The organism is Jatrophihabitans fulvus (assembly GCF_054781375.1).
In genome coordinates this window covers 291,702-310,901 of the sequence record NZ_BAAGUN010000005.1, presented here as the reverse complement: position 1 = coordinate 310,901, position 19,200 = coordinate 291,702, and the positions used below count along the sequence as shown (strand labels likewise).

The following is a 19,200-nucleotide window of genomic DNA, read 5'->3' as shown; positions in this document are numbered from 1 at the left end:
TGGTCTGACGTCCTTGGGACGAGGTCAGAACGTACTGACCGCCCCCGACATTCCTGGCGGTGCCCTACCCGGCGACGACGGTGGGCGACACCGCGTGCTGCGCCTGGGCCGTGTTCGACTCGGTGCGCTGCGGCAGGGCGGCCAGGTAGCGCTCGGCGTCGAGCGCGGCCTGGCAGCCGGTGCCGGCGGCGGTGATGGCCTGCCGGTAGGTGTGGTCGACGAGGTCGCCGGCGGCGAACACGCCCGGGATGTTCGTGAGCGTGCCCTCGCCGGTGAGCACGTAGCCCTCGTCGTCGAGCTCGACCTGGCCGCGGACGAGGTCGCTGCGCGGGTCGTGACCGATGGCGATGAACAGGCCGCCGACCTCGAGATCGCGCTCGTGGCCGGTGACGGTGTCCCGCAGCCTCAGACCGGTGACGGCGGTGTCGCCGTGGATGTCGGCGACCTCGCTGTTCCAGACGAACGTGATCTTCGGGTCGGACTCGGCCCGCTCGGCCATGATCGCGCTGGCCCGCAACGAGTCGCGGCGGTGCACGATCGCCACGGACCTCGCGAACCGGCTGAGGAACGTGGCCTCCTCCATGGCGGTGTCGCCGCCGCCCACGACCGCGATGTCCTGGTCGCGGAAGAAGAAGCCGTCACAGGTGGCACACCAGCTGACGCCGTGCCCGGACAGCTCGTCCTCACGGGGCAACCCGAGCTTCTTGTACGCCGAACCCATGGCGAGGATCACCGCGTCGGCGGTGTAGCCGCCGCCGAGGGTGCGGACCTTCTTGACGGGGCCGGTGAGGTCGACCTCGACCACGTCGTCGGCGACCAGTTCGGCGCCGAACCTCTCGGCCTGGGTGCGGATCTGCTCCATGAGCTGCGGGCCCATGATGCCGTCCGGGAAGCCGGGGAAGTTCTCGACGTCCGTCGTGTTCATGAGCGCGCCGCCGTACTGCGAGCCCTCGAACACCAGGGGCTTCAGGTCGGCGCGCGCGGTGTACAGCGCGGCCGTGTACCCCGCCGGGCCCGAGCCGATGATGATGACGTTGCGGTGCTCTTCTGTCACTGCCGAACCTCTCGTCGTGCCTCTACGTCTGCGTGAACGGGACCGGGACCTCGCGCATTCCGCGCCCGTCATCTCCCCCGGACGGTAGCGATCGCCTGCTGGACGGCGGGGATGCGCAGGCGCCAGGCGACCACCGCGAGCACGACGAGCCCGACGACGGAACCGCCGATCAACCCGGTGACCGCCCCCGTCCGCCCCTCGCCGAGGGCAGACTCGGCGAGGCGGACGACCCCGTACGCCGCCAGACCACCGGCGACGGACGCGATGCCGATCTGGACGGCCGTCCGGGCCACGGCCGTGAAACCGAGCCGGCCGAGACGGCGGGTGAGCACGATGTGGCCGACGATCGCGCCGACGACGTAGGACAGCGACGTCGAGATGTTGAGCCATTCGATGGCCCGGTCGCCGTCGAAGGCGGCGCTGGAGACCAGCACGAGGACGACCTTGGCAGCGACCATGAACACGTTGATGATCGTGGGCGTCTTGCCGTCGCGCATGGCGTAGAACACCCGCAGCTGCAGCATCACGAGAGCGAACGGGAACAGCCCGAACGCCGACCAGGCCAGCGCCGTACCGATCAGGCGGCCGCCCTCGGCGGAGCTCGCTCCGTAGGAGAAGAGGGTGACCGCCATCGCCGGCGCCAGGGCGATGAGCCCCGCCGTGATCGGCAGCATTCCGATCGCCGACAACCGGGCGCCGAGTCCGAGGTCGGCGACGACGGCCTCGTTGTCCTCGCGGATGGCGGCCCGGGACAGCCGCGGCATGATCGCGGTGAGCAGCGAGACGACGAGGATGCCGTACGGCATCTGGAACAACAGGTCGACGTTGGTGAAGACCGTGTAACCGCCGTTGCTGTTGCCGACCTTCTGGATCACCGACACGCCGAGCTGGCTGACGGCGACGTACCCGAGCACCCATCCGCCCAGAACGCCGACCTCGCGCAGCCGCCCGACCTCGTTCGGCTGGGCGCGGAAGCGCCACTGCCAGCGGAAGCCGACCTTGCGCAGTGACGGGACGAGCACGAAGGCCTGCGCCGCGATGCCGAGCGTCGTGCCCACGCCCAGCACGACGATCTGGGGCGTGGTGATCGTGCTCGGGTTCAGCGTCGCCGGTCCCGGCAGCAGCCAGAACACGACCACCGTCACGATCATGATCATGTTGTTCAGCACCGGCGACCAGGCGCCCGCCTTGTAGCTGTGGCGGATGTTGAGCACCGCGATGAACATCGCGCCGAGACCGTAGAAGAAGATCTCCGGCAGCAGCAGGGTCGCGAAGATGGTGGTCAGGTCGCGTTGCGGGCCGGCGTCGACGAACACGGCGGAGATCCACGGCGCGGCGATCACCGCCAGGATCGTCATGACGCCCATCGCCACCGCGGCGATGGAGAGCAGCCGCTGCGTGTAGGCGACGCCCTCGTCCTCGTCCTCGGTCTGGGCGTGCACGAGCAGCGGGATGAGCACGCTCGACAGCACCCCGCCGAGCAGCAGCTCGTAGACCTGGTTGGGATACGTGTTGGCGGAGTTGTAGGCGTTGCCGACCCCGCCGACGCCGAGCGCGGCGACGATGAAGATCGTCCGCAGGAAGCCGGTCAGCCGGCTGACCAGCGTGGCCACCGCCATCGACCCGCTGGCGGCGAGCAACCGGCGGTTCGACGTGTCCTCGCTGGGTTCGGCGGGTGCTTCGGCGGGTGCCGCGTCGGGGTCGGGTCCGGCCGTCGTGCCCGGTGCCGCGCTGGTGGGGGAATCGAGCTCGGGAGCGACCCGGGTGGTGCTGGGGGTCGCCGCCTCGTCGACCGGTGGCGTCGCAGCGGCGTTCTTCTTGCGCTCGCGCCGAGGCTTGCCGACGAGGGTGGTGCTGCCCCAGACCCCGGCGTCCGCGCCGCCGCCGGGAAGTTCGGCCACGACGGTGTCGCCGCGCCGGGAGCGGGGTGAGGCTGCCCCGGGCTCGAGATCCTCGACGAACAGCGAGCCGATGGGGTCGGCCTCGGTGAAGGTCCGCGGCTCGACGTACTGCCGCGCATGGTAGATCGTGGGCGCGCTCCAGTCGCCGCCGTCGTGGTGCGTCATCTAGGCCCGCCCGCCCGGAGCGCCTGCGGCGGCCCTGCTGCGCGACGCGGTGCCCCGGCGCTGCGCGGCCTGGCGCCGCAGCCGCCGCACCCGGCGGGCGAAGCGCACGAGCAGCGCCAGCGCGAGCACGCCACCCGAGACGACGGTGATGATCACGCCGACGGTTCCGAACACGGTGCCGCGGACGTACAGCGGCACCTCGTCGCCCAGCGCCGCACCCGTCGAGGTGAGCAGCTGCGCCTCGATCGGGATGCGTCCGGTGCGGTCCAGCCTGCTGGGGACCCGGACGGTGAGCTTGGAGTTCGGCGGGATCTGCTGGGTCTCGGGGCTCTCGGTCATCGAGTACCCGGGCAGGTCGTCCTGCGAGCGCACCAGCACCTGCACCTGCACGGTGTAGCTGGAGTCGTTCTCGACGGTGATGGGCAACCGCGACTCCTCGGACCCGAGCGTGTACGTGCCCGAGGACGGCCGGACGATGCGCACGCTCGTGAGCAGTCCCGTGATGTAACGGGCCACCCCGGTGGCGATCTGCGGCCCGAGCCCGTCGTCGAAGGGGGAGTCGTCGGTGGGCCGCCAGGCCGACGAGGTGAGGCGCTGCACGATCTGCGGCAACGACTCGAGCAACGTCTCGGCATCGGCCGACCGGTTCGACGTGCCCAGCAGCGAATCGAGGGTCGGGCGTGCCGCATCGGTGTCGGCCGCCGCGGACAGGTTGGGGCCGGGCAACCCGACAGTGCTGCGGGGCACGCGCAGGGTGCTCAGCGCCTCGGGCCGGTAGCGCCCCAGCGAGCGCAGCGGTATCGCGGTGGCGAACGGGCTGACGCTGGTGTCGAGGATCGCGCGCGACGCCCGGTCGGGGTCGGGGTCGACGTAGCGGGGCGGCGCCAGCACCGCGTACGTCGGGGTGTCGTCGGCCTCGATGGACCGGATCGCCACCTCGGACACCAGCCGCGGCAGGTCGGCCTGCCCGCCGTCGTCCGGCCCGACGGCCGCCGCGGTCGTCGCGCGCAGCTGGTTGGAGATCACCGCGGCCGTGACGCGGGTGCCACCCGAGCGCAGCGTCGACACCGCCACGGGCAGGCTGTCCGCCGTGCTCGGCGTGATGCCGGTCGAGTTCAGGACCACGGTCGACGCGCCGGAGGCGACCAGGTCCGCCAGCGCCCGTGCGCCGACGGCCCCGGTGGCCGGCCACGCGACGTCGCTCAGCGGCTCGCGCCCGCCGAGCAGGTCCTGCACGCGGGCCGCCATCTCGGCCGGCAGCCCGGCGGTCCAGTCGATCCGGGTGCCGGCCAGCGCCTGCACGTCCGGGTCGGCGAAGGGGGTGAGCGAGACCTGCATGGCGTCGTCCGACCCGAGCAGGCCGGTGAAGCGGGCCAGCCAGGCCGTGGCCACCGACTCGCCCGTGCCGCGGATGGACTTGCCCGAGCCGGTGCGCACCGTGTACTTGCCGGTGGCCATCACCGCGAGCTCGTCCAGCAGTTCCGGGTCGACGACGATCGTGACCGGCACCCCGTCCCCGGACGCGGAGACGTCCTCGAGCACCCGCAACGCGCGATCGAGCCGGCCGCCCTCGGCCACGGACGCGGCCAGGGCGTCGTCGGTGAACACGGTGTCGGACCGCATGCGGTGCGGGCGGTCGATGAGGGGCCACACCCAGCTGACCCGGGTCGGCTCGACCGCGCGGTAGATCGACGGGACGTAGGTGCGGGTGGTGCCGAGCACGTCCCCGGCGCCGTCGTCGGCCCGCACCGCGAACGTCATCGGGTAGATCTTGTTGTCGCAGAGACACAGGCCGGGACCGTTGGCGAGCCCGGCCGTGGTCGTGAACACGAACGTCCTGAGCTGTCCGGGCGTGAGGTCGACGCGCACCCGCGCCGTCGGCGCGATGTCGAGGCCTTCGGCCTTCGGGGCGGACGTGTCGGCGAGGCTCTGCTCGAGCGCGGCCTGGTTGCCGATCGGCTCGCCGCGGAAGGCGAGCACGCGGGCGCCGCGGATCGTGGAGTCGCCGTTGTTGGTGACGCTGAGGGTGAAGCGCAGCTTCTGCGTCGACGACGAGCGCTTCGGGGTCGTCGGTGTGGACGGGCTGATGCGCGCCACGGCGATCGTGACCGGGGTGGTGGCCCGCGCCGTCGCCCGGGCCCGGTGCGCGCTCGTACCGGACGTCGTGGCCGTGCGGGGTACGGCCGGGGTCGAGTCCGGGGTGATCGGCGGGGTGGCCGCGGCCGGCGCGAGGGCGGGCGCGACGACGGGGCCGCCGAGACCGAGGGACGTGAGCACGGCGAGGCCCACGGCGGCGAGGCAAGGTGCCCGCCGGGTGCGGCGCCGCGCCGGCGCCGTCGCTGGGGTCACGCGGACTCCGCGAGCATCCGGCCCGCGGTGTCGACCAACCCGCGTTCGTCGGGGTAGGCGAGCCGTTCGCGGATGCGGGGCAGCGGCACCCACGCGACCTCGTCGACCTCGATGTCGGTGTCGGACAGCTCGCCACCGGTACGGCGCATCAGGTAGTGCCGCACGGTCTTGTGGATGCGCCGTCCCTCGGCGACGAACCAGAAGTCGATGACGCCGAGCTCGCCGATGATGACGCCGGCGATGCCGGTCTCCTCCTCGACCTCGCGGACGGCCGCCTGCTCGGCCGTCTCGCCGGCCTCGATGTGGCCCTTGGGCAGCGACCACAGCAGCCGGCCCTGGCGGTCGATACGGCCGATGAGGGCACCGAGGGGGACGTCGCCGGTGAGGTCGAGCACGAGGCCCCCGGCGCTGAACTCGTCGACCTGGCGCATCCACCGGCGGGCGCCCCGGCGCCGTCCGCCGGACGCCGAGCCCGCGGACGAGCCCGCACCACCCGACCCACCGGACGTGCCTTCGCCGCGGCGTCCGCCGCCCTTGCGGCCGGCGGACTTGGACTGCTTGCTCGTGCTGCCGTCGAGCCGGTGCGTGGGCCGCGGGCCGGGACGGGGCTTCGGGCCGTCGCCGGCGCGGGAGGCGGGCGGCCCGGGGGTCGCGGCCGGTGCGGGGTGGACCGGCGGGGCGGGGCGGACGGGCGGGGCGGCGCCGGTGTCGGGCGCCGCGGCCGCGGGAGCCGACGCCCGAGAGCCGTCGGCCGGCCGGTCCGGGGTGGTGTGATCGATGCCGGCGCCCGAGGCGGCGGCACGCTCGGCCCGCTGCCGGGCGCGCCGGTTGCGGCGGCGCCGGCTGCTGCGGCTGCGGCCCTGCCCGGGCGGCGGGGAGGCGCCGTCGACAGGACCGTCGGGCGTGCCGTCCGTCCCCTCGCCGTCCTGCGGGGAGGACGGGCCCTGGGACATGGCCCGATGGTAACGGTCGTACCTGGCCGCACCCGGTCAAGCGGGGCGCGGTGGCTCGGTACGCTGGCCGTCCGTGGGATCACCCGAGAGCGCAACCCGAGAGGACCGTCCGTTGACGTCGCCGGGTGAGCTGGTGCCGCTGCCGGACGGGGCACGGCGCCTGGGCGAGGCGTTCGCGGGGGCCGGCCACGAACTGCACCTGGTCGGCGGCCCGGTCCGCGACGCGCTGATGGGCCGGCCGTCCGACGATCTCGACTTCACCACCGACGCCCGTCCCGAGCGCATCCTCGAGCTGGTCGAGCCCCTCGCGTCGGCGACGTGGACGACCGGCATCCGCTTCGGCACCGTCGGCGCGCGCATCGGGTCGCTGATGTGCGAGATCACGACCTTCCGCGCCGACGCCTACGACGGCGTCACCCGCAACCCCGAGGTCCGCTTCGGCGACTCGCTCAACGACGACCTGCGCCGTCGCGACTTCACCATGAACGCGATGGCGGTGTCGGTGACGGGTGACCGCACCTTCACCGATCCGTACGGCGGTCTCGCCGACCTCGCCCGCGGGGTGCTGCGCACGCCCGGCACGCCCGAGGAGTCGTTCCGCGACGACCCGCTGCGCATGCTGCGCGCGGCCCGGTTCACCTCCACCCTCGGCGTCTCCATCGACCCGCACGTCGCCACGGCGATGCAGCAGTTGGCCGGTGAGCTCGCCCGGATCACGCCCGAGCGGGTGCTCGCCGAGCTGACCAAGCTGCTCGGCGGAGCTGCCCCCCGTGCCGGGCTCACCGCGATGGTCGACACCGGCCTCGCCGACGTCGTGCTGCCCGAGCTGCCCGCGCTGCGCATGGCCGCGGACGAGCACGGCCAGCACAAGGACGTGTACGCGCACACGCTGCAGGTGCTCGACCAGGCGATCGACCTCGAGCAGGACGGGCCCGATCTCGTGCTGCGGTGGGCGGCGCTGCTGCACGACATCGGCAAGCCCGCGACCCGGGAGTTCCAGTCCGGTGGTCGGGTGACGTTCCACCACCACGAGGTCGTCGGCGCCCGGATGGCGAAGAAGCGGCTCAAGGCGCTGCGGGCGTCCAACCAGCTGATCGAGGACGTCAGCCGGCTCGTCTACCTGCACCTGCGCTTCTACGGCTACCGCACCAGCGAGTGGACCGACTCCGCCGTGCGGCGCTACGTGCAGGACGCAGGCCCGCTGCTGCCCCGGTTGCACAAGCTCGTGCGCTCCGACTGCACGACCCGCAACAAGCGCAAGGCGCAGAACCTGAGCCGGGCGTACGACACGCTCGAACAGCGCATCGCCGAGCTCCAGGAGCAGGAGGAGCTCGACGCGATCCGTCCCGACCTCGACGGCAACGAGATCATGGCGTTGCTCGGCATCGCGCCGGGACGCGAGGTGGGCGCGGCCTACAAGCACCTGCTCGCGCTGCGCATGGAACACGGCCCGCTCGGTCGCGAGCGCGCCGAGGCCGAACTCAGGTCGTGGTGGACCGCGCACCAGGCCTGACAGACCGCGCGTACGCGACCGCGGCCACCAGGTAGAGCGCGGCGATGACGACGACGGACGCCGGCGCGTAGCCGTCCGCCGGCAGCACCGCGGCGGTCAGCACCGCCGCGACGACCAAGGTCAGGTTGAACAGCGTGTCGTAGACCGCGAACACGCGCCCGCGGAAGTCGTCGTCGACCTGTTGCTGCACCAGGGTGTCGACACTGATCTTCACGCCCTGGGCGACGAAGCCGAGCAGCGCCGCGCCCAGCAGCACGAGCGGCGGACGGTAGGCCAGGGTGCAGGTGAGCTGGACGACGGCCGCCGCGAGCAGCAGCGCCGCCGGCCACCGCACCGGTCCGAGCCGGCGGAACGCGAGGGGGGTCGCGGCGGCCGCGAGCGCGCCGCCGACGGCGATCATGGCCACGACCTGCGCGAGCCCCGCCAGACCGGACCGGAAGAAGCCGTCGTCGGCGAACCGGTTGCGGTACAGCAGCACCGTGCAGACGGTGGTGATGCCGAACCCGAGCCGGTGCACGGTGATGACGGTGAGGCCGCGCAGCACCGGGCGGCGCTCGGCCACGTGCCGCACGCCGGCCGCGAGGCCGCGCGCGATCTGGCGGATGGTCTCCCGTCCGGCGCGTTGCTCCTCGGACGGCCCGAGCACGGTGCGCCCGAATCCGGTCGCGACCACGGCGGCGACGAGGAACGGCAGCGCGGCACCCGCGGTGATCACGGCGTAGTCGCCGTCGCCCGAGCCGATCACCGCCCGTACCCCGACGGCGACCGCACCGCCGACGGTCGCGGCGACCGTGCCCGCGGTGGTCGAGAACGCGTTGGCGGTGACGAGCTCGGCGGCGGGCACCGTCCGCGGCAGGGCGGCCGACAGCGCCGCGAGCAGGAACCGGGCGACGGAGATGAGCACCAGGGCGGAGGCGTAGAAGCCGGGGCCGTCGAGGCCGGCTCCGATGCCGAGCGCGAACACGACGACGCCCCCCGCGCGCGCCACGTTGGCGACGGCGAGGATGCGCTGTCGCCACCACCGGTCGAGCAGCACCCCGACGAACGGACCGAGCAGCGAGTAGGGCAGCAGCAGCACCGCGAAACCGGCGGCGATGTCGGCGGCGTCCGCCTGGCGCTCGGGGTTGAACAGCACCGCTCCGGCCAGCCCGGCCTGGAACGCGCCGTCGCCGAACTGTCCGGCAAGGCGGACGGAGAGCAGCCGCCGGGCCTGCGGTGTGCGCAGCGCGTCCAGCAGGTGACGGCGCCGGGGCATGACGGCGAGGCTAATCGCCCGCCGGGGCCCGGCTCACATGGTCGCGGCGGCGTCGACCCGTCAAGATGTGCACATGGCCCTGCCGGACTGGACGCATCTGCCCGCGGGCCTGCGTCTGCCCCCGGCCGCGGGCCGCCTGCTGGTGGCGACCCCGTTGCTCACCGACCCGCACTTCGGCCGCACCGTGGTCTACCTGCTCGAGCACGACGGTGGCGGCACGGTCGGTGTGGTCCTCAACCGTCCCAGCCACACGCCGGTCGGGCAGGTGCTGCCCGAGTGGCACGACGCCGCCAGCGGGCCCGCGGTGGTGTTCGCCGGCGGTCCGGTGCAGCCCGACGGCGCGCTGTGCCTCGGCCAGCTCGACGAGCAGGGGGCGCAGCTGTCGACGGACGTCGACGAGCCAGGTCCCGAGGGTGTCGACGGCGTGCAGACCATCGACCTCGACGGCGACGTCACCGTCATCGCCCCGCACGCCCGTCGGCTGCGGGTCTTCGCCGGGCACGCGGGCTGGTCGCCCGGCCAGCTCGACGGCGAGCTCGACGAGGGGGCCTGGTGGGTGGTCGACGGCAGCGCCGACGACCTGTTCAGCGAGCAGCCGCGCCCGCTGTGGCGTGACGTGCTGCGCCGCCAGGCGCCGCCGCTGTCACTGCTGTCCAGCTACCCCGAGGACGCCTCCCGCAACTGAGGTCGAACTCGGTCACGCCGGGACGGCAGCGGCGGCCCCGACACGGTCGCGGCTCGCGCTCAGCAGCTCGCGCACGGCGGCGTCGTCCACCCCGACGAGCCGGCCCGCCCACTTGCGGGCGCGGCCGGCGACGAACACCGACTCGACCTGGCCGGGGTGCGCCTCGACGACGGCCGCAACCGGGTCGGCTCCCGCGGCCTGGGCGGCCCGGTCGGTGCGCACGAGCAGCAGATCGGCCTGGCGGCCCGGCGACAGCGAACCGACGGTGTCGGCCAGACCCGCGTTGGCGGCGCCGCCGACGGTGGCGAACCGCAGGACCTGCTCCGGGTCGAGGGCGTCAGGTCGGGCGTCGAGACCGGCGGCCGCCCGGCGGAACTGCTCGGCCCGGTCGCGCAGCAGCAGCGCCTGCATCTCGGCGAACATCGACAGCCGGTAGCTGGTCTCGTTGTCGTTGCTCAGGCCGACGGCGGCGGCGTGGCGCAGCGCGGAGCCCACGGGAGCGATCGCAGAGCCCAGTCCGTAGCGAGCGTCCGAGCGCGGACAGAGGTTGACCGTGGCGCCGCTGTCGGCGATGAGCTGCCAGACGCGGTCGGGCAGGTCGTAGCAGTGGTTCAGCGCGTGCTGCGCGGTCAGCAGCCCCGCTCGCGCGAGTGCCTCGAACCGCTCCTCGAGGTCGGGGGTATGCGGTCCCGTCTCGCTCGACACCCACAGGCCGGCGTCGCGGGCGAACGCCCACAGCTCGGGTGTCGGGTCGATGTCGAAGAGGCGGACGCCGACGAGCGGGCCGGCGCCGCGGTCGCGCAGCGCGGCCGCGGTGGCGGGCACGTGCTCGAGCGTGGCGCCGAAGGGGGAACCGACGGCGTGCACGCCGCGGATGCCGGTGTCGCGCAACGCGTCGATGCCGGCACGAGCGTGGTCGGGGGTGAGGTCGCAGTGCGCGTTGTCGACCATCGTGGTGATGCCGGCGTCGAGGGCCGACAGCGCGGTGGCGACCGTGCCGGCGTACACGTCTCGGGGCGTGAAGTGGGGCCCGAATCCGAACGCGGTGAGACCGAGGTAGGCACCGAAGTCGGCTGTGGGCGCAAGTCCGCGCAGCACGCCCTCCCACGCGTGGACGTGCGCGTCCACGAAACCGGGAACGACGACGGTGCCGCGGGCGTCGACGGTCTCGGCGGTGTCGACGAGCTCGCGCAACCCGGGTCGCGCCGGCAGGTCGTGACCGACGGCGACGACGACACCGTCGCGCACCAGGACGTCGCCGTCGGCGACGGTTCCGAGCGACGGGTCGAGGGTGACGACGTCGCCGTGGCGCACGAGCAGGGTCGACGAGGTCGGGACGGTGGTGGCGGTCATGGCGCATCCTCTCGGCGGGTCCCGGCCGCGGTGGCCGGGCTCGGTGCGGTGAGCGTCGTCGCAGCCGCCTGGCATGCCCTTGGCGCCGGCTTGGCGACAGCCGCTCGCCCGCGCCAAGAAGCCGACCAGCGCCGGGGCGGACGGTGTCCCCACTCCGGCCCGCCGCACCGGCGACCGGCTCGTCACCGAGGAGCCACCATGACCACCGCCACCCCGTCCGTCCGCCCCGCCTGGGTCACGGAACTGTCAGCCTCGATCACCGGGCGCGTGTTCGTCCCCGGCGATCCCGAGTACCTCGCCCGCAGCACGCCGTGGAACGTCGCCGTTCCCTGCGTGCCGGCCGGGGTCGTCGTCGCCGCCGACGCGGCCGATGTCGCCGCGGTGGTCCGCGCGGCGGCCGAGCACGGTCTGCGGGTGGACGTCCGCGCCACCGGGCACGGCGCCGCACCCGTCGGCCCGGACGTCCTGCTCGTGCACACCGGCGACCTCGACGAACTCGTCGTGCACCCCCGCGGGTGGGCGCGGGTCGGGGCGGGGGTTCGCTGGTCGGCCGTCCTCGCCGCCGCGGCCGAGCACGGGTTCGCGCCGGTCTGCGGGTCCGCGCCGGGTGTCGGGGTGGTCGGCTTCCTGACGGGCGGGGGAGTGGGTCCGCTGTCGCGCACGTACGGCCTGGGCTCCGACCACGTCCGCGCGTTCGAGCTCGTCACCGGCGACGGCGTGCTGCGTCGCGTCACCCCGGACGCCGAGCCGGAGCTGTTCCGCGGCCTGTGCGGCGGCAAGGGGTCGCTCGGGATCGTCACCGCCGTCGAGATCGACCTGCTGCCCCTGCCGTCGGTCTACGGCGGCTGCCTGTACTTCGACGGCGCGGACACCGCCGCGGTGCTGCAGGCGTGGCGCCGCTGGGCGCCGACCCTGCCGGCGGCGGCCACCACGTCGGTGGCGGTGCTGAACCTGCCGCCGCTGCCCGCGGTGCCGCCGCCGCTCGCCGGCCGCTGCACCGTGGCCGTCCGGTACGCGTGGACCGGCGACGAGGCGGCGGGCGAGGCGGCCTTCGCCCCGATGCGCGACGTCGCTGCGGTGATCCTCGGCGAAGTCGGACACCTGCCGTCCGAGCGGATCGGCGCGATCCACGCCGACCCCGAGGACCCGATGCCGGTGACCGAGACCGCCCACCTGCTGGCCGACGTCGAGACCGGCACCATCGACGCGCTGCTGGCCCTGGTCGGCCCGGGGGCCGAGAACCCGCAGGTCGTCGTCGAGGTGCGCCAGCTGGGGGGCGCGGTCGCCACGCCCTCTCGCCACGGCGACGTCGTCACCCACCGCGAGGCCCCGTTCGCCCTGCTGACCATCGGCATCGGGGTCCCGCCGCTGGTCGGGCCCACGACCGCCCACGCGGATGCGCTGGCCGCAGCGCTTGGGCCGTGGCTGGCCGCGGGCGGCCTGCCGAACTTCGGCGGGGCCCTCACCGCGGCCTCGGCGCGGCGGTGCTTCGGCACCGAGCGGCTGGCCGCGTTGGCCGGGCTCGTCGCCCACCACGACCCGGCGGGAGTGCTCACCGGTGGCGACGCGGTCCGTTCGGCCGCTGTCGGTCCCGCCGCGTCGGTGTGACGATCACGCCGTGCTGCACTACCGCTTGCTCGGGCCGCTCGCCGTCGACCGCGACGGCGAGCCGCTCGAGCTCGGCCCGCCCCAGCAGCGGGCCGTCCTCGCCGTGCTCGCGGAAGCCGCCGGCACCGTCGTGAGCGTGGACCGCCTCGTCGACACGGTGTGGGGCGAGGCGCGCCCGGCCAACGTCCAGGCCGGACTGCAGGCCCACATCTCGCGGCTGCGGCGGCTGCTGCGTGCCGACGCCGCCGCGCCGGCGCCCGTGGTGCGCCGCGGCGCCGGGTACGCCCTGGACCTGTCCCGCGCGCGATCGGACGTCGCCGACTTCGCCGCGCTCGCCGATGAGTGCGCGAGTGCGGTCGCCCGCCGGGCGTGGGCCGACGCGGTCGGGGTGGGCGCGGAGGCGCTCGCCCTCTGGCGGGGCGCGTTCCTCGCCGATGTCGCCGACGCCGAGTGGGTGCGGGTCGCGTCCGCGCCGTGGGTCGAGCGACGTACCGGCGTGCAGAAACATCTCGTCACCGCGCTGCTCGGCACCGGTGACGTGGCCGAGGCGCTGGCCCGCTCGACGGTCCTGCTCGCAGAGCGGCCGCTCGACGAGGAGGCCGCGCGCCTGCACGTGCTCTCGCTCGTCCGCGCCGGACGGGTTCCCGACGCGCTCGACACCCTGCGGGCCGTGGTCGTGCGCCTCGACGACGAACTGGGTCTGGAACCTGGCCCCGACCTGCGCTCGCTGCAGACGGCGGTGCTGCGGCACGACCCGTCGCTGATGTCGTGGCCCCCGCCCGCGGCGGCCGTCAGCACGGCACCCGTGTCCCGGAACCCCACGTCCCCCGGTCCCGCCGCCCCGGCAGCGGTCGCCGGTCCGGACGTCGTCCCCGACGCCGGCCCCGAGGTCCCGGAGCTGGTCGGACGCGACGTCGAGCTCGCGACGATCGCCCGCGCGGTGTCTGCGGACGTCCCCGCGTGGGTCGTCGTGGCCGGGCCCGCCGGCATCGGCAAGACCCGGCTGGTGGACGAGGTGGTGCGGGGGTGGCCCGGGCCGGTCGCGCGCGCCCGGTGTCCCGACCTGGACGACAGCCCGCCGTGGTGGCCGGTGCGGCAACTGCTCGCCGAGCTGGGCGAGCCCCTCGCCCTCCCGCCCGACCGGGACGGGACCGCGGCGGCCGACCGCGGCAGCTTCGCCGTCGTCGAGGATGCGGTCGCCCTCGTCCGCCGTCGCGCCGCCGAGGCGCCCCTCGCCGTCGTCGTCGACGATCTGCACTGGGCGGACGACGCGTCCCTGCGCTTCCTCGGTGTGCTGGCCGAGACGGCCGTGGAACCCGGCCTCGCCGTCCTGCTGACGACCCGGCCGAACGGCACCGGTGAGCGGCTCGAGCGGGTGCTCGACATCGTGGCGCGGCGACCGGGCGGCCGCCGGATCGCGCTGTCCCCGCTCGCGGCCCCGGATGTCGCGCGGCTCGTGGAGTCGGTGTCGGGTGAGCGCCCGACGGGGATGGAGGCCAGCGAGCTGACCGACCGCACCGGGGGCAGTCCGTTCGCGGTCGTCGAGTACGCGCGGCTGCCGCGTGCGGAACGCTACGGCGAGCGCACCCCGGACGCCGTCCGCACCGCGCTGCGCCGGCGCTTCGCCGCCCTGCCCGGCGGTGTGCACGAGGTGCTGCGGGTCGTCGCGGTGCTCGGCGAGCCGGTCGACCTGCGGGTGACGGCCGCCGTGGCCGGCCGCGACGTCACCGAGGTGGTCGACGCGCTGGACGCCGCCGCGGACGCCGATCTGCTGCAGCCGTCGCTCGACGGGGCCGCCTACACCTTCGCGCACGCCTTGCTTCGGGACGAACTGGTGGCCGAGGTCGCCGACGGCCGGCGGCGGCGCTGGCACCGTGACGCCGCCGCCGCGACGGCCGGCCCGTCGCCCACCGCGGTGCTGCGCCGTGCCGCGCACCTGCAGGCCGCCGGCGCGCTCGCCGACCCCGACGCCGTGGTCGACGCCTGTCGCGCCGCCGCGGAGCTGCTCGACCGGCAGTGGCTGCCCGCCTCGAGCTGGTGGGCGGCGGCGCTGGCGGCGTTCGACCGCGGGACGGACGACCCGCGACCCGACACGCGCGACGGCATCGTCGTCGCCTACGCCGCGTCCCTCGCCCGCGAGGGGCGCGGCCAGGCACTGCTCGACCTGCTGGACGCCGCCGTGCTCGACGCCGTGCGCGCCGGTCGACCCGCCGCGGCCGGACGACTGGCCGCCACGTTGCTGCGGATGTCGGGGGCGTGGCCGTGGCCGGTGTTCGGGTCCGACCCGGCACCGATCATGACCACGCTGCAGGGACTCGACCACGTGCTCACCGCCGACGTCGGTGCCCGCGCCCGGGTACTGGCGGTCACCGCGATCGGCCGGTGCTACGACCCCGACCCGGCCGTACCGGACGACATGAGCGCGCGCGCGATCGACCTTGCCGGTCGCAGCGGTGACACCGAGGTGCTCGCCGACGCCCTGCTCGGGCGCGCGTTGACGTACGCGGGGGTCGCGAGCCACGCGGTCGAGTCGGTGGGATTGTTGGACCGACTGGCCGGGCTCGAACACGCTCTTGCCGGCCCCGACCAGGTGCTGGCGGACAACATCCGGACGATGGCCGCGATCACGCTGGCCCGCCTGCCCGACGCCGAGGCGGCGTGGCGGCGCGGGGTGGCGGGGGCGGACGTGCACCGCATGGTCATCAGCCGGGTGCAGCTGCGGTGGTTCGAGGCCGGCCTCGCGCTGTGGCGCGGGGACCGCGAGCGTGCCGCCGAGCTCTACGCCGAGGCCGAGCACGCGCACCGGCGCAGCGAACTGCAGCAGGCAGGCACCTTCGAGCTCGCGGCGCTGGCCATGGCCTGGGATGCCGGGCGGCTCGCGGACGCGCCCGCCGCCGTCACGACGAACCCGATGGTGTCGCGCTGGCTCGGTGCCGTCGTGGCCGCGGCGGGCGATGCCGAAGGCGGCGACGCACGCCTGCGCGCAGAGGTGCTGCGCCCCGAGCCCGACGTATGGACCTCGCACGGGCGCGCGACGGTGCTCGCCCACGTGGTGTGCGACCGGGGTCTGGTCGACGTGGCACCCGTCCTGCTCGACGTGCTGACCCCGGTACAGGACTGCCTCGCGGCCTTCGGGCAGTGCGGGACGGTCGGGCCGGTCGCCCTGGCGACGGCCCGGCTGGCCCGCCTGCTCGGCGACACCGTGCGGGCGCGCGAACTGCTGGCCGCCGCCCAGGATCTCTGCGAGCGCACCGGAGGCGCCGGGGCGGCCCTGCACTGCCGGGTCGAGGCCGCGCTCTGGGACCACGCCGAAGACGCCGCCGGTCCGGGGGCCACCCGGACGGCGGACGCCCTGTTCGAGCTCGCCCGCGAGGCGGAAGCCGGCGGGCGATACGGGCTCGCCGAGCGTGCCCGCACCGCCGCGGACCCACCCGCGTGACGGTCAGGCGACGCGCAGGGCCGCCGCCTCCGATGACGATCGGCACGCGACCAGGTGTTCGAGCGGTGTTGCGCATATCTGACGGCGCATCGCGCACGAACCCGGCGGTGCCGTCGGCCGGTCGGACCTCGCGACCGACGGTCACAGCCGACGCAGGTGCCGGTGCTCGTCGTGCAGTCGACCGTCGCCGTACTCGTGGTTCGCGGGCAGCACCGCGTCGAGGACGAACCCGCAGGCGCCGAGCACGCGGCACGAGGCCGTGTTGCCGACCGCGTGCCAGGCCTCGACGACCCAGACGCCCCGCTCGGCGGACGCCCGTCGCAGGGCCTCGTCCAGAGCAGCGCGGGCGAGCCCCCGGCCGCGGGCATGCGGGGCCACGCGGAACCCGACCTCGGCGGTGTGCCCCTCGTCCTCGATCGAGAACAGCGACACCAGCCCGAGCAGGCCGTCCCCGCCGTCGGTGATCACCCAGGTGCGGAAGTCGTCCGACACCTCGGTGTTCTCGCGACGCCAGCGGGCGACGTCGGCCGGGGACGGCCCCGGGTTCCACAGCGCGACCGCGGGATCGGCGAACAACGCGACCAGGGCCGCGTCGTCCGCCTCCCGCAGCGGACGCAACCTCGCGTCCGGTGTGCTCATGGCGCGTCCTCCCTCAACGCAGTCCGGCGGGCGACCAGTCGGGCGCCGAGCCGTTGCGGATCAGCAGCCGCGGAGCCGGGGAGCTGCACGTGCCGGCCGACCGCTTCACCCAGATGCCGCCGGAGCCTGCCCACGCGAGTGCGGTCGAGTCCGGCGACCACGTCGGCGACGCGTGCGCGGCCTCGCCGTTGGTGTAGCAGGTGTAGGTCGGGACGGCGGGCGGGGACCCCGCCCGGGCGTTGCGACCGACGCGGTACCAGATGATCGCGCGGCTGCCCTTGTCACCGCGAACCTCGGCCAGCCAGCGGCCGTTGCGCGACAGCTCCCCGTCGGACAGGTCCTCGCTCGGGAAGGCGTAGTCGTGGTCGTCGAACCAGTGCCGCGGCGCGCCCGTCACGTCCTGCAGCATGACCTGCGAGCCGTACCCGCCGGTCTGCAGCGTGCGGCCGCTCGTCACCCACGACGCCTGCCGGTAATAGGTGGACCGGCCGGCGTGGGTGCGCCGGGTCGACGCGGTGTAGCCGGTCGCGTACCGCACCAGGCAGTCGGCGCCGACCGGGCAGCTGTAGCGGACGAAGGACCAGGCGATCGTGCGCCCGTTCGGCGAGAGGGCGACGTCGTTGACCGCGCCGTCCATGCGTTCGCCCGCCGAGTTGCGCAGTGCCGGCGGGTCGATGACGTTCAGGACCTTCCCCCGCTGTGTCATGCGCACGATCACCGTGCCGCGGGCGGCGGCGATGATGCCGGTGTCCGACTCGGACGGGGAGTGGTACGGACGGGCAGCCGTCCCCGACCGGGTGACGGCGTGAGCGTGCGTGCCGTCGCCCTTCGCGACCCAGATGTTGTGGGCGCGGACGAACACGATGGTGCCGGACGTGCCCCGCGTGGCGGCGGTCGTCCGGACGGGGGTCGCGGACGCGGCCGGAAGGGTGACGGCGCCGAGCGCGGTCGCGGCCAGCGACGCGAGGGCGAGGGAACGGAACGTACGGGTTGCTGTGGTCATGACGATTCCTGTCGCTGAGGTGGGCGGGACAGGACCGAGCGTCGGACGACCGCGTTGGGGCTTTCTTGCCGCCGGCTTGGTGGTTCGCGGTGAGGGCGCAGGTCCCGGTGACCACGGTGGCCGCACCGGGGTGGCCGTCCCATCCCAGAAAGTTGGGGAACCGCGTCGGCTCAGCCCGAGACCAGGCGGGCGATCATCTCGCGGCGGCTGCTGACCTCGAGTTTGGCGAAGATCGCCTTGAGGTGGTCCTGCACGGTGTGGGGCGACAGGTGCAGCGTGGCGGCGATGTCCTTCGTCGAGGTGCCGCGCAGCACCAGGTCGGTGACGTCCTGCTCGCGGCCGGTCAGCCCGCGCGCGGCGAGGGTGAGCCGGCCGACGGCGGACGGCGCGGTCTGCTCGACCGTGACCACCACCGGGCGCGGGCCCGTCGCACCGTCGGCGCTGCCGAGCGGCAGCGCCTGCAGGGTCAACCACCGGCCCGAGGCGGACGGGACGACGGTGCGGGTCGCGGCGCCGCCCGTCCGCGCCGTCGCGACGACGGCCAGCACGCTCGCAGGGAGGTCGCCGTGGTCCCAGCCGCCGAGCTCGGCGATGCGGGCCTCCGCAGCAGCCGACATGTCGGTCAGCCGGTCGTCCGCGTCGACGATCAGGACGGCCGGACCGGCATCGCCCACGACCGGTGAGCGGGTGAACAGCACCCGCTGGACGGCGCCGGCGACCGGCTCGGCGGCGGCCGCCACCAGTGCTCCGTCATGCGCAGTGAAAGGTGGTTCGCCCTCGCGGCGGTACAGGCCCAGCGCCGCCCACACCGCGCCCCGGGAGCGGCAGGCGAGCCTGATCTCGTCGGTGAATCCGAACCGGGGCGTCATGTAGTCGCGCAGCCGGGCGCACCGTTGCGGGTCACCGCCCGTGTCGACCGACAGCACGCCGACCGGCACCGTCCGCCCGGCGATCTCGGCGAACAGATTGACGTCGGGGCCGCCGTACTCGGCGGCGGCGAACTCCTGGTCGCCGAGGGGCAGCTCATCGGACTTGATCGCGCCCGTGATCAGGCCGGTGGCGGGGTCGGTGGTGGCCACGCACGCGAACGCGAACGGCACCGCGGCGGCGACGGCGGCGAAGACGGCGTGGGCGACCTCGTCGACGCCGTCGCACGACGCCGTCATGCGGTCGATGCGCTCGGCGAGCTCACGCGCGGTCAGGGCCACTGTCACATCGTCACCCACGGACGGAGTCCTCGGAACCCGTCCCTGGCGGAAGAACCCCAGCTTTCTGGGATGGGA

14 protein-coding genes are annotated in these 19,200 nt (G+C 74.6%); 5 read left to right on the top strand and 9 right to left on the bottom strand.

All coding sequences use genetic code 11. The features are described 5' to 3' along the window. Positions 1–64: 64 nt before the first annotated feature. From trxB to ACYVP9_RS17640, 4 genes are read right to left on the bottom strand one after another with little or no spacing between them, the layout of a single operon-like run. Positions 65–1,126 (bottom strand): thioredoxin-disulfide reductase, encoded by a 1,062-nt coding sequence (trxB, locus tag ACYVP9_RS17655; protein WP_460606232.1) that lies wholly within the window; start codon positions 1,124–1,126, stop codon positions 65–67. Then, positions 1,123–3,120, bottom strand: coding sequence for a murein biosynthesis integral membrane protein MurJ (murJ, locus tag ACYVP9_RS17650; protein ID WP_460606231.1), 1,998 nt, complete (start codon positions 3,118–3,120; stop codon positions 1,123–1,125). The genes trxB and murJ overlap by 4 nt, the downstream gene beginning before the upstream one ends. Next, positions 3,121–5,469, bottom strand: coding sequence for a DUF6049 family protein (locus ACYVP9_RS17645; protein WP_460606230.1), 2,349 nt, complete (start codon positions 5,467–5,469; stop codon positions 3,121–3,123). Next, positions 5,466–6,422, bottom strand: coding sequence for an NUDIX hydrolase (locus ACYVP9_RS17640; RefSeq protein WP_460606229.1), 957 nt, complete (start codon positions 6,420–6,422; stop codon positions 5,466–5,468). Before ACYVP9_RS17640 ends, ACYVP9_RS17645 begins: the two co-directional genes overlap by 4 nt. A gap of 73 nt (positions 6,423–6,495) precedes the next feature. Here ACYVP9_RS17640 and ACYVP9_RS17635 point away from each other — a divergent pair, with 73 nt between their 5' ends. Further along, positions 6,496–7,935, top strand: coding sequence for a CCA tRNA nucleotidyltransferase (locus ACYVP9_RS17635; RefSeq protein ID WP_460606228.1), 1,440 nt, complete (start codon positions 6,496–6,498; stop codon positions 7,933–7,935). Here ACYVP9_RS17635 and ACYVP9_RS17630 read toward each other — a convergent pair. After that, entirely contained in the window at positions 7,904–9,190 is a 1,287-nt protein-coding gene (locus tag ACYVP9_RS17630) for an MFS transporter (protein ID WP_460606227.1), read from the bottom strand. The two genes, ACYVP9_RS17635 and ACYVP9_RS17630, sit on opposite strands and share 32 nt — an antisense overlap. Positions 9,191–9,263: 73 nt before the next feature. Between ACYVP9_RS17630 and ACYVP9_RS17625 the strand changes: the two genes are divergently transcribed. Beyond that, complete coding sequence (locus ACYVP9_RS17625; RefSeq protein ID WP_460606226.1) at positions 9,264–9,875, top strand: YqgE/AlgH family protein; 612 nt, start codon at positions 9,264–9,266, stop codon at positions 9,873–9,875. Between the two features lie 12 nt (positions 9,876–9,887). Here ACYVP9_RS17625 and ACYVP9_RS17620 read toward each other — a convergent pair whose 3' ends face one another. Beyond that, a complete protein-coding gene (locus tag ACYVP9_RS17620) occupies positions 9,888–11,228 on the bottom strand; it encodes an amidohydrolase family protein (protein WP_460606225.1) in 1,341 nt (446 codons plus the stop codon). A 73-nt stretch (positions 11,229–11,301) separates the two neighbouring features. Here ACYVP9_RS17620 and ACYVP9_RS17615 point away from each other — a divergent pair, with 73 nt between their 5' ends. Genes ACYVP9_RS17615 through ACYVP9_RS17605 form a run of 3 tightly spaced genes read left to right on the top strand, consistent with a single transcriptional unit; the run spans position 11,302 to position 16,275 of the window. Continuing rightward, positions 11,302–11,430 carry a hypothetical protein gene (locus ACYVP9_RS17615; protein WP_460606224.1) on the top strand — a complete coding sequence of 43 codons (129 nt, stop codon included), beginning with the start codon at positions 11,302–11,304 and terminating at the stop codon, positions 11,428–11,430. Next, positions 11,427–12,836 carry an FAD-binding oxidoreductase gene (locus tag ACYVP9_RS17610; RefSeq protein WP_460606223.1) on the top strand — a complete coding sequence of 470 codons (1,410 nt, stop codon included), beginning with the start codon at positions 11,427–11,429 and terminating at the stop codon, positions 12,834–12,836. The genes ACYVP9_RS17615 and ACYVP9_RS17610 overlap by 4 nt, the downstream gene beginning before the upstream one ends. Before the next feature lie 10 nt (positions 12,837–12,846). Then, positions 12,847–16,275 carry a BTAD domain-containing putative transcriptional regulator gene (locus tag ACYVP9_RS17605; RefSeq protein ID WP_460606222.1) on the top strand — a complete coding sequence of 1,143 codons (3,429 nt, stop codon included), beginning with the start codon at positions 12,847–12,849 and terminating at the stop codon, positions 16,273–16,275. Positions 16,276–16,416: 141 nt separating this feature from the next. On the opposite strand, the gene ACYVP9_RS17600 is transcribed toward ACYVP9_RS17605, so the two are convergent. The 3 genes from ACYVP9_RS17600 to ACYVP9_RS17590 all read right to left on the bottom strand — a co-directional run bounded on the left by ACYVP9_RS17600 (position 16,417) and on the right by ACYVP9_RS17590 (position 19,125). Then, complete coding sequence (locus ACYVP9_RS17600) at positions 16,417–16,914, bottom strand: GNAT family N-acetyltransferase (RefSeq protein ID WP_460606221.1); 498 nt, start codon at positions 16,912–16,914, stop codon at positions 16,417–16,419. A gap of 13 nt (positions 16,915–16,927) precedes the next feature. Further along, entirely contained in the window at positions 16,928–17,917 is a 990-nt protein-coding gene (locus ACYVP9_RS17595; RefSeq protein ID WP_460606220.1) for a TolB-like translocation protein, read from the bottom strand. Between the two features lie 170 nt (positions 17,918–18,087). Then, positions 18,088–19,125, bottom strand: coding sequence for a helix-turn-helix transcriptional regulator (locus ACYVP9_RS17590; protein ID WP_460606219.1), 1,038 nt, complete (start codon positions 19,123–19,125; stop codon positions 18,088–18,090). Positions 19,126–19,200 lie beyond the last annotated feature (75 nt).

Excerpts from the sequence above, each read along its gene's own strand:
- ACYVP9_RS17595 (WP_460606220.1), bottom strand. The coding sequence starts at position 17,917 with ATGACCACAGCAACCCGTACGTTCCGTTCCCTCGCCCTCGCGTCGCTG.
- ACYVP9_RS17600 (WP_460606221.1), bottom strand. The coding sequence starts at position 16,914 with ATGAGCACACCGGACGCGAGGTTGCGTCCGCTGCGGGAGGCGGACGAC.
- ACYVP9_RS17625 (WP_460606226.1), top strand. The coding sequence starts at position 9,264 with ATGGCCCTGCCGGACTGGACGCATCTGCCCGCGGGCCTGCGTCTGCCC.
- ACYVP9_RS17640 (WP_460606229.1), bottom strand. The coding sequence starts at position 6,422 with ATGTCCCAGGGCCCGTCCTCCCCGCAGGACGGCGAGGGGACGGACGGC.
- ACYVP9_RS17610 (WP_460606223.1), top strand. The coding sequence starts at position 11,427 with ATGACCACCGCCACCCCGTCCGTCCGCCCCGCCTGGGTCACGGAACTG.
- murJ (WP_460606231.1), bottom strand. The coding sequence starts at position 3,120 with ATGACGCACCACGACGGCGGCGACTGGAGCGCGCCCACGATCTACCAT.
- trxB (WP_460606232.1), bottom strand. The coding sequence starts at position 1,126 with ATGACGGGCGCGGAATGCGCGAGGTCCCGGTCCCGTTCACGCAGACGT.
- ACYVP9_RS17620 (WP_460606225.1), bottom strand. The coding sequence starts at position 11,228 with ATGACCGCCACCACCGTCCCGACCTCGTCGACCCTGCTCGTGCGCCAC.
- ACYVP9_RS17615 (WP_460606224.1), top strand. The coding sequence starts at position 11,302 with ATGCCCTTGGCGCCGGCTTGGCGACAGCCGCTCGCCCGCGCCAAGAAG.
- ACYVP9_RS17630 (WP_460606227.1), bottom strand. The coding sequence starts at position 9,190 with ATGCCCCGGCGCCGTCACCTGCTGGACGCGCTGCGCACACCGCAGGCC.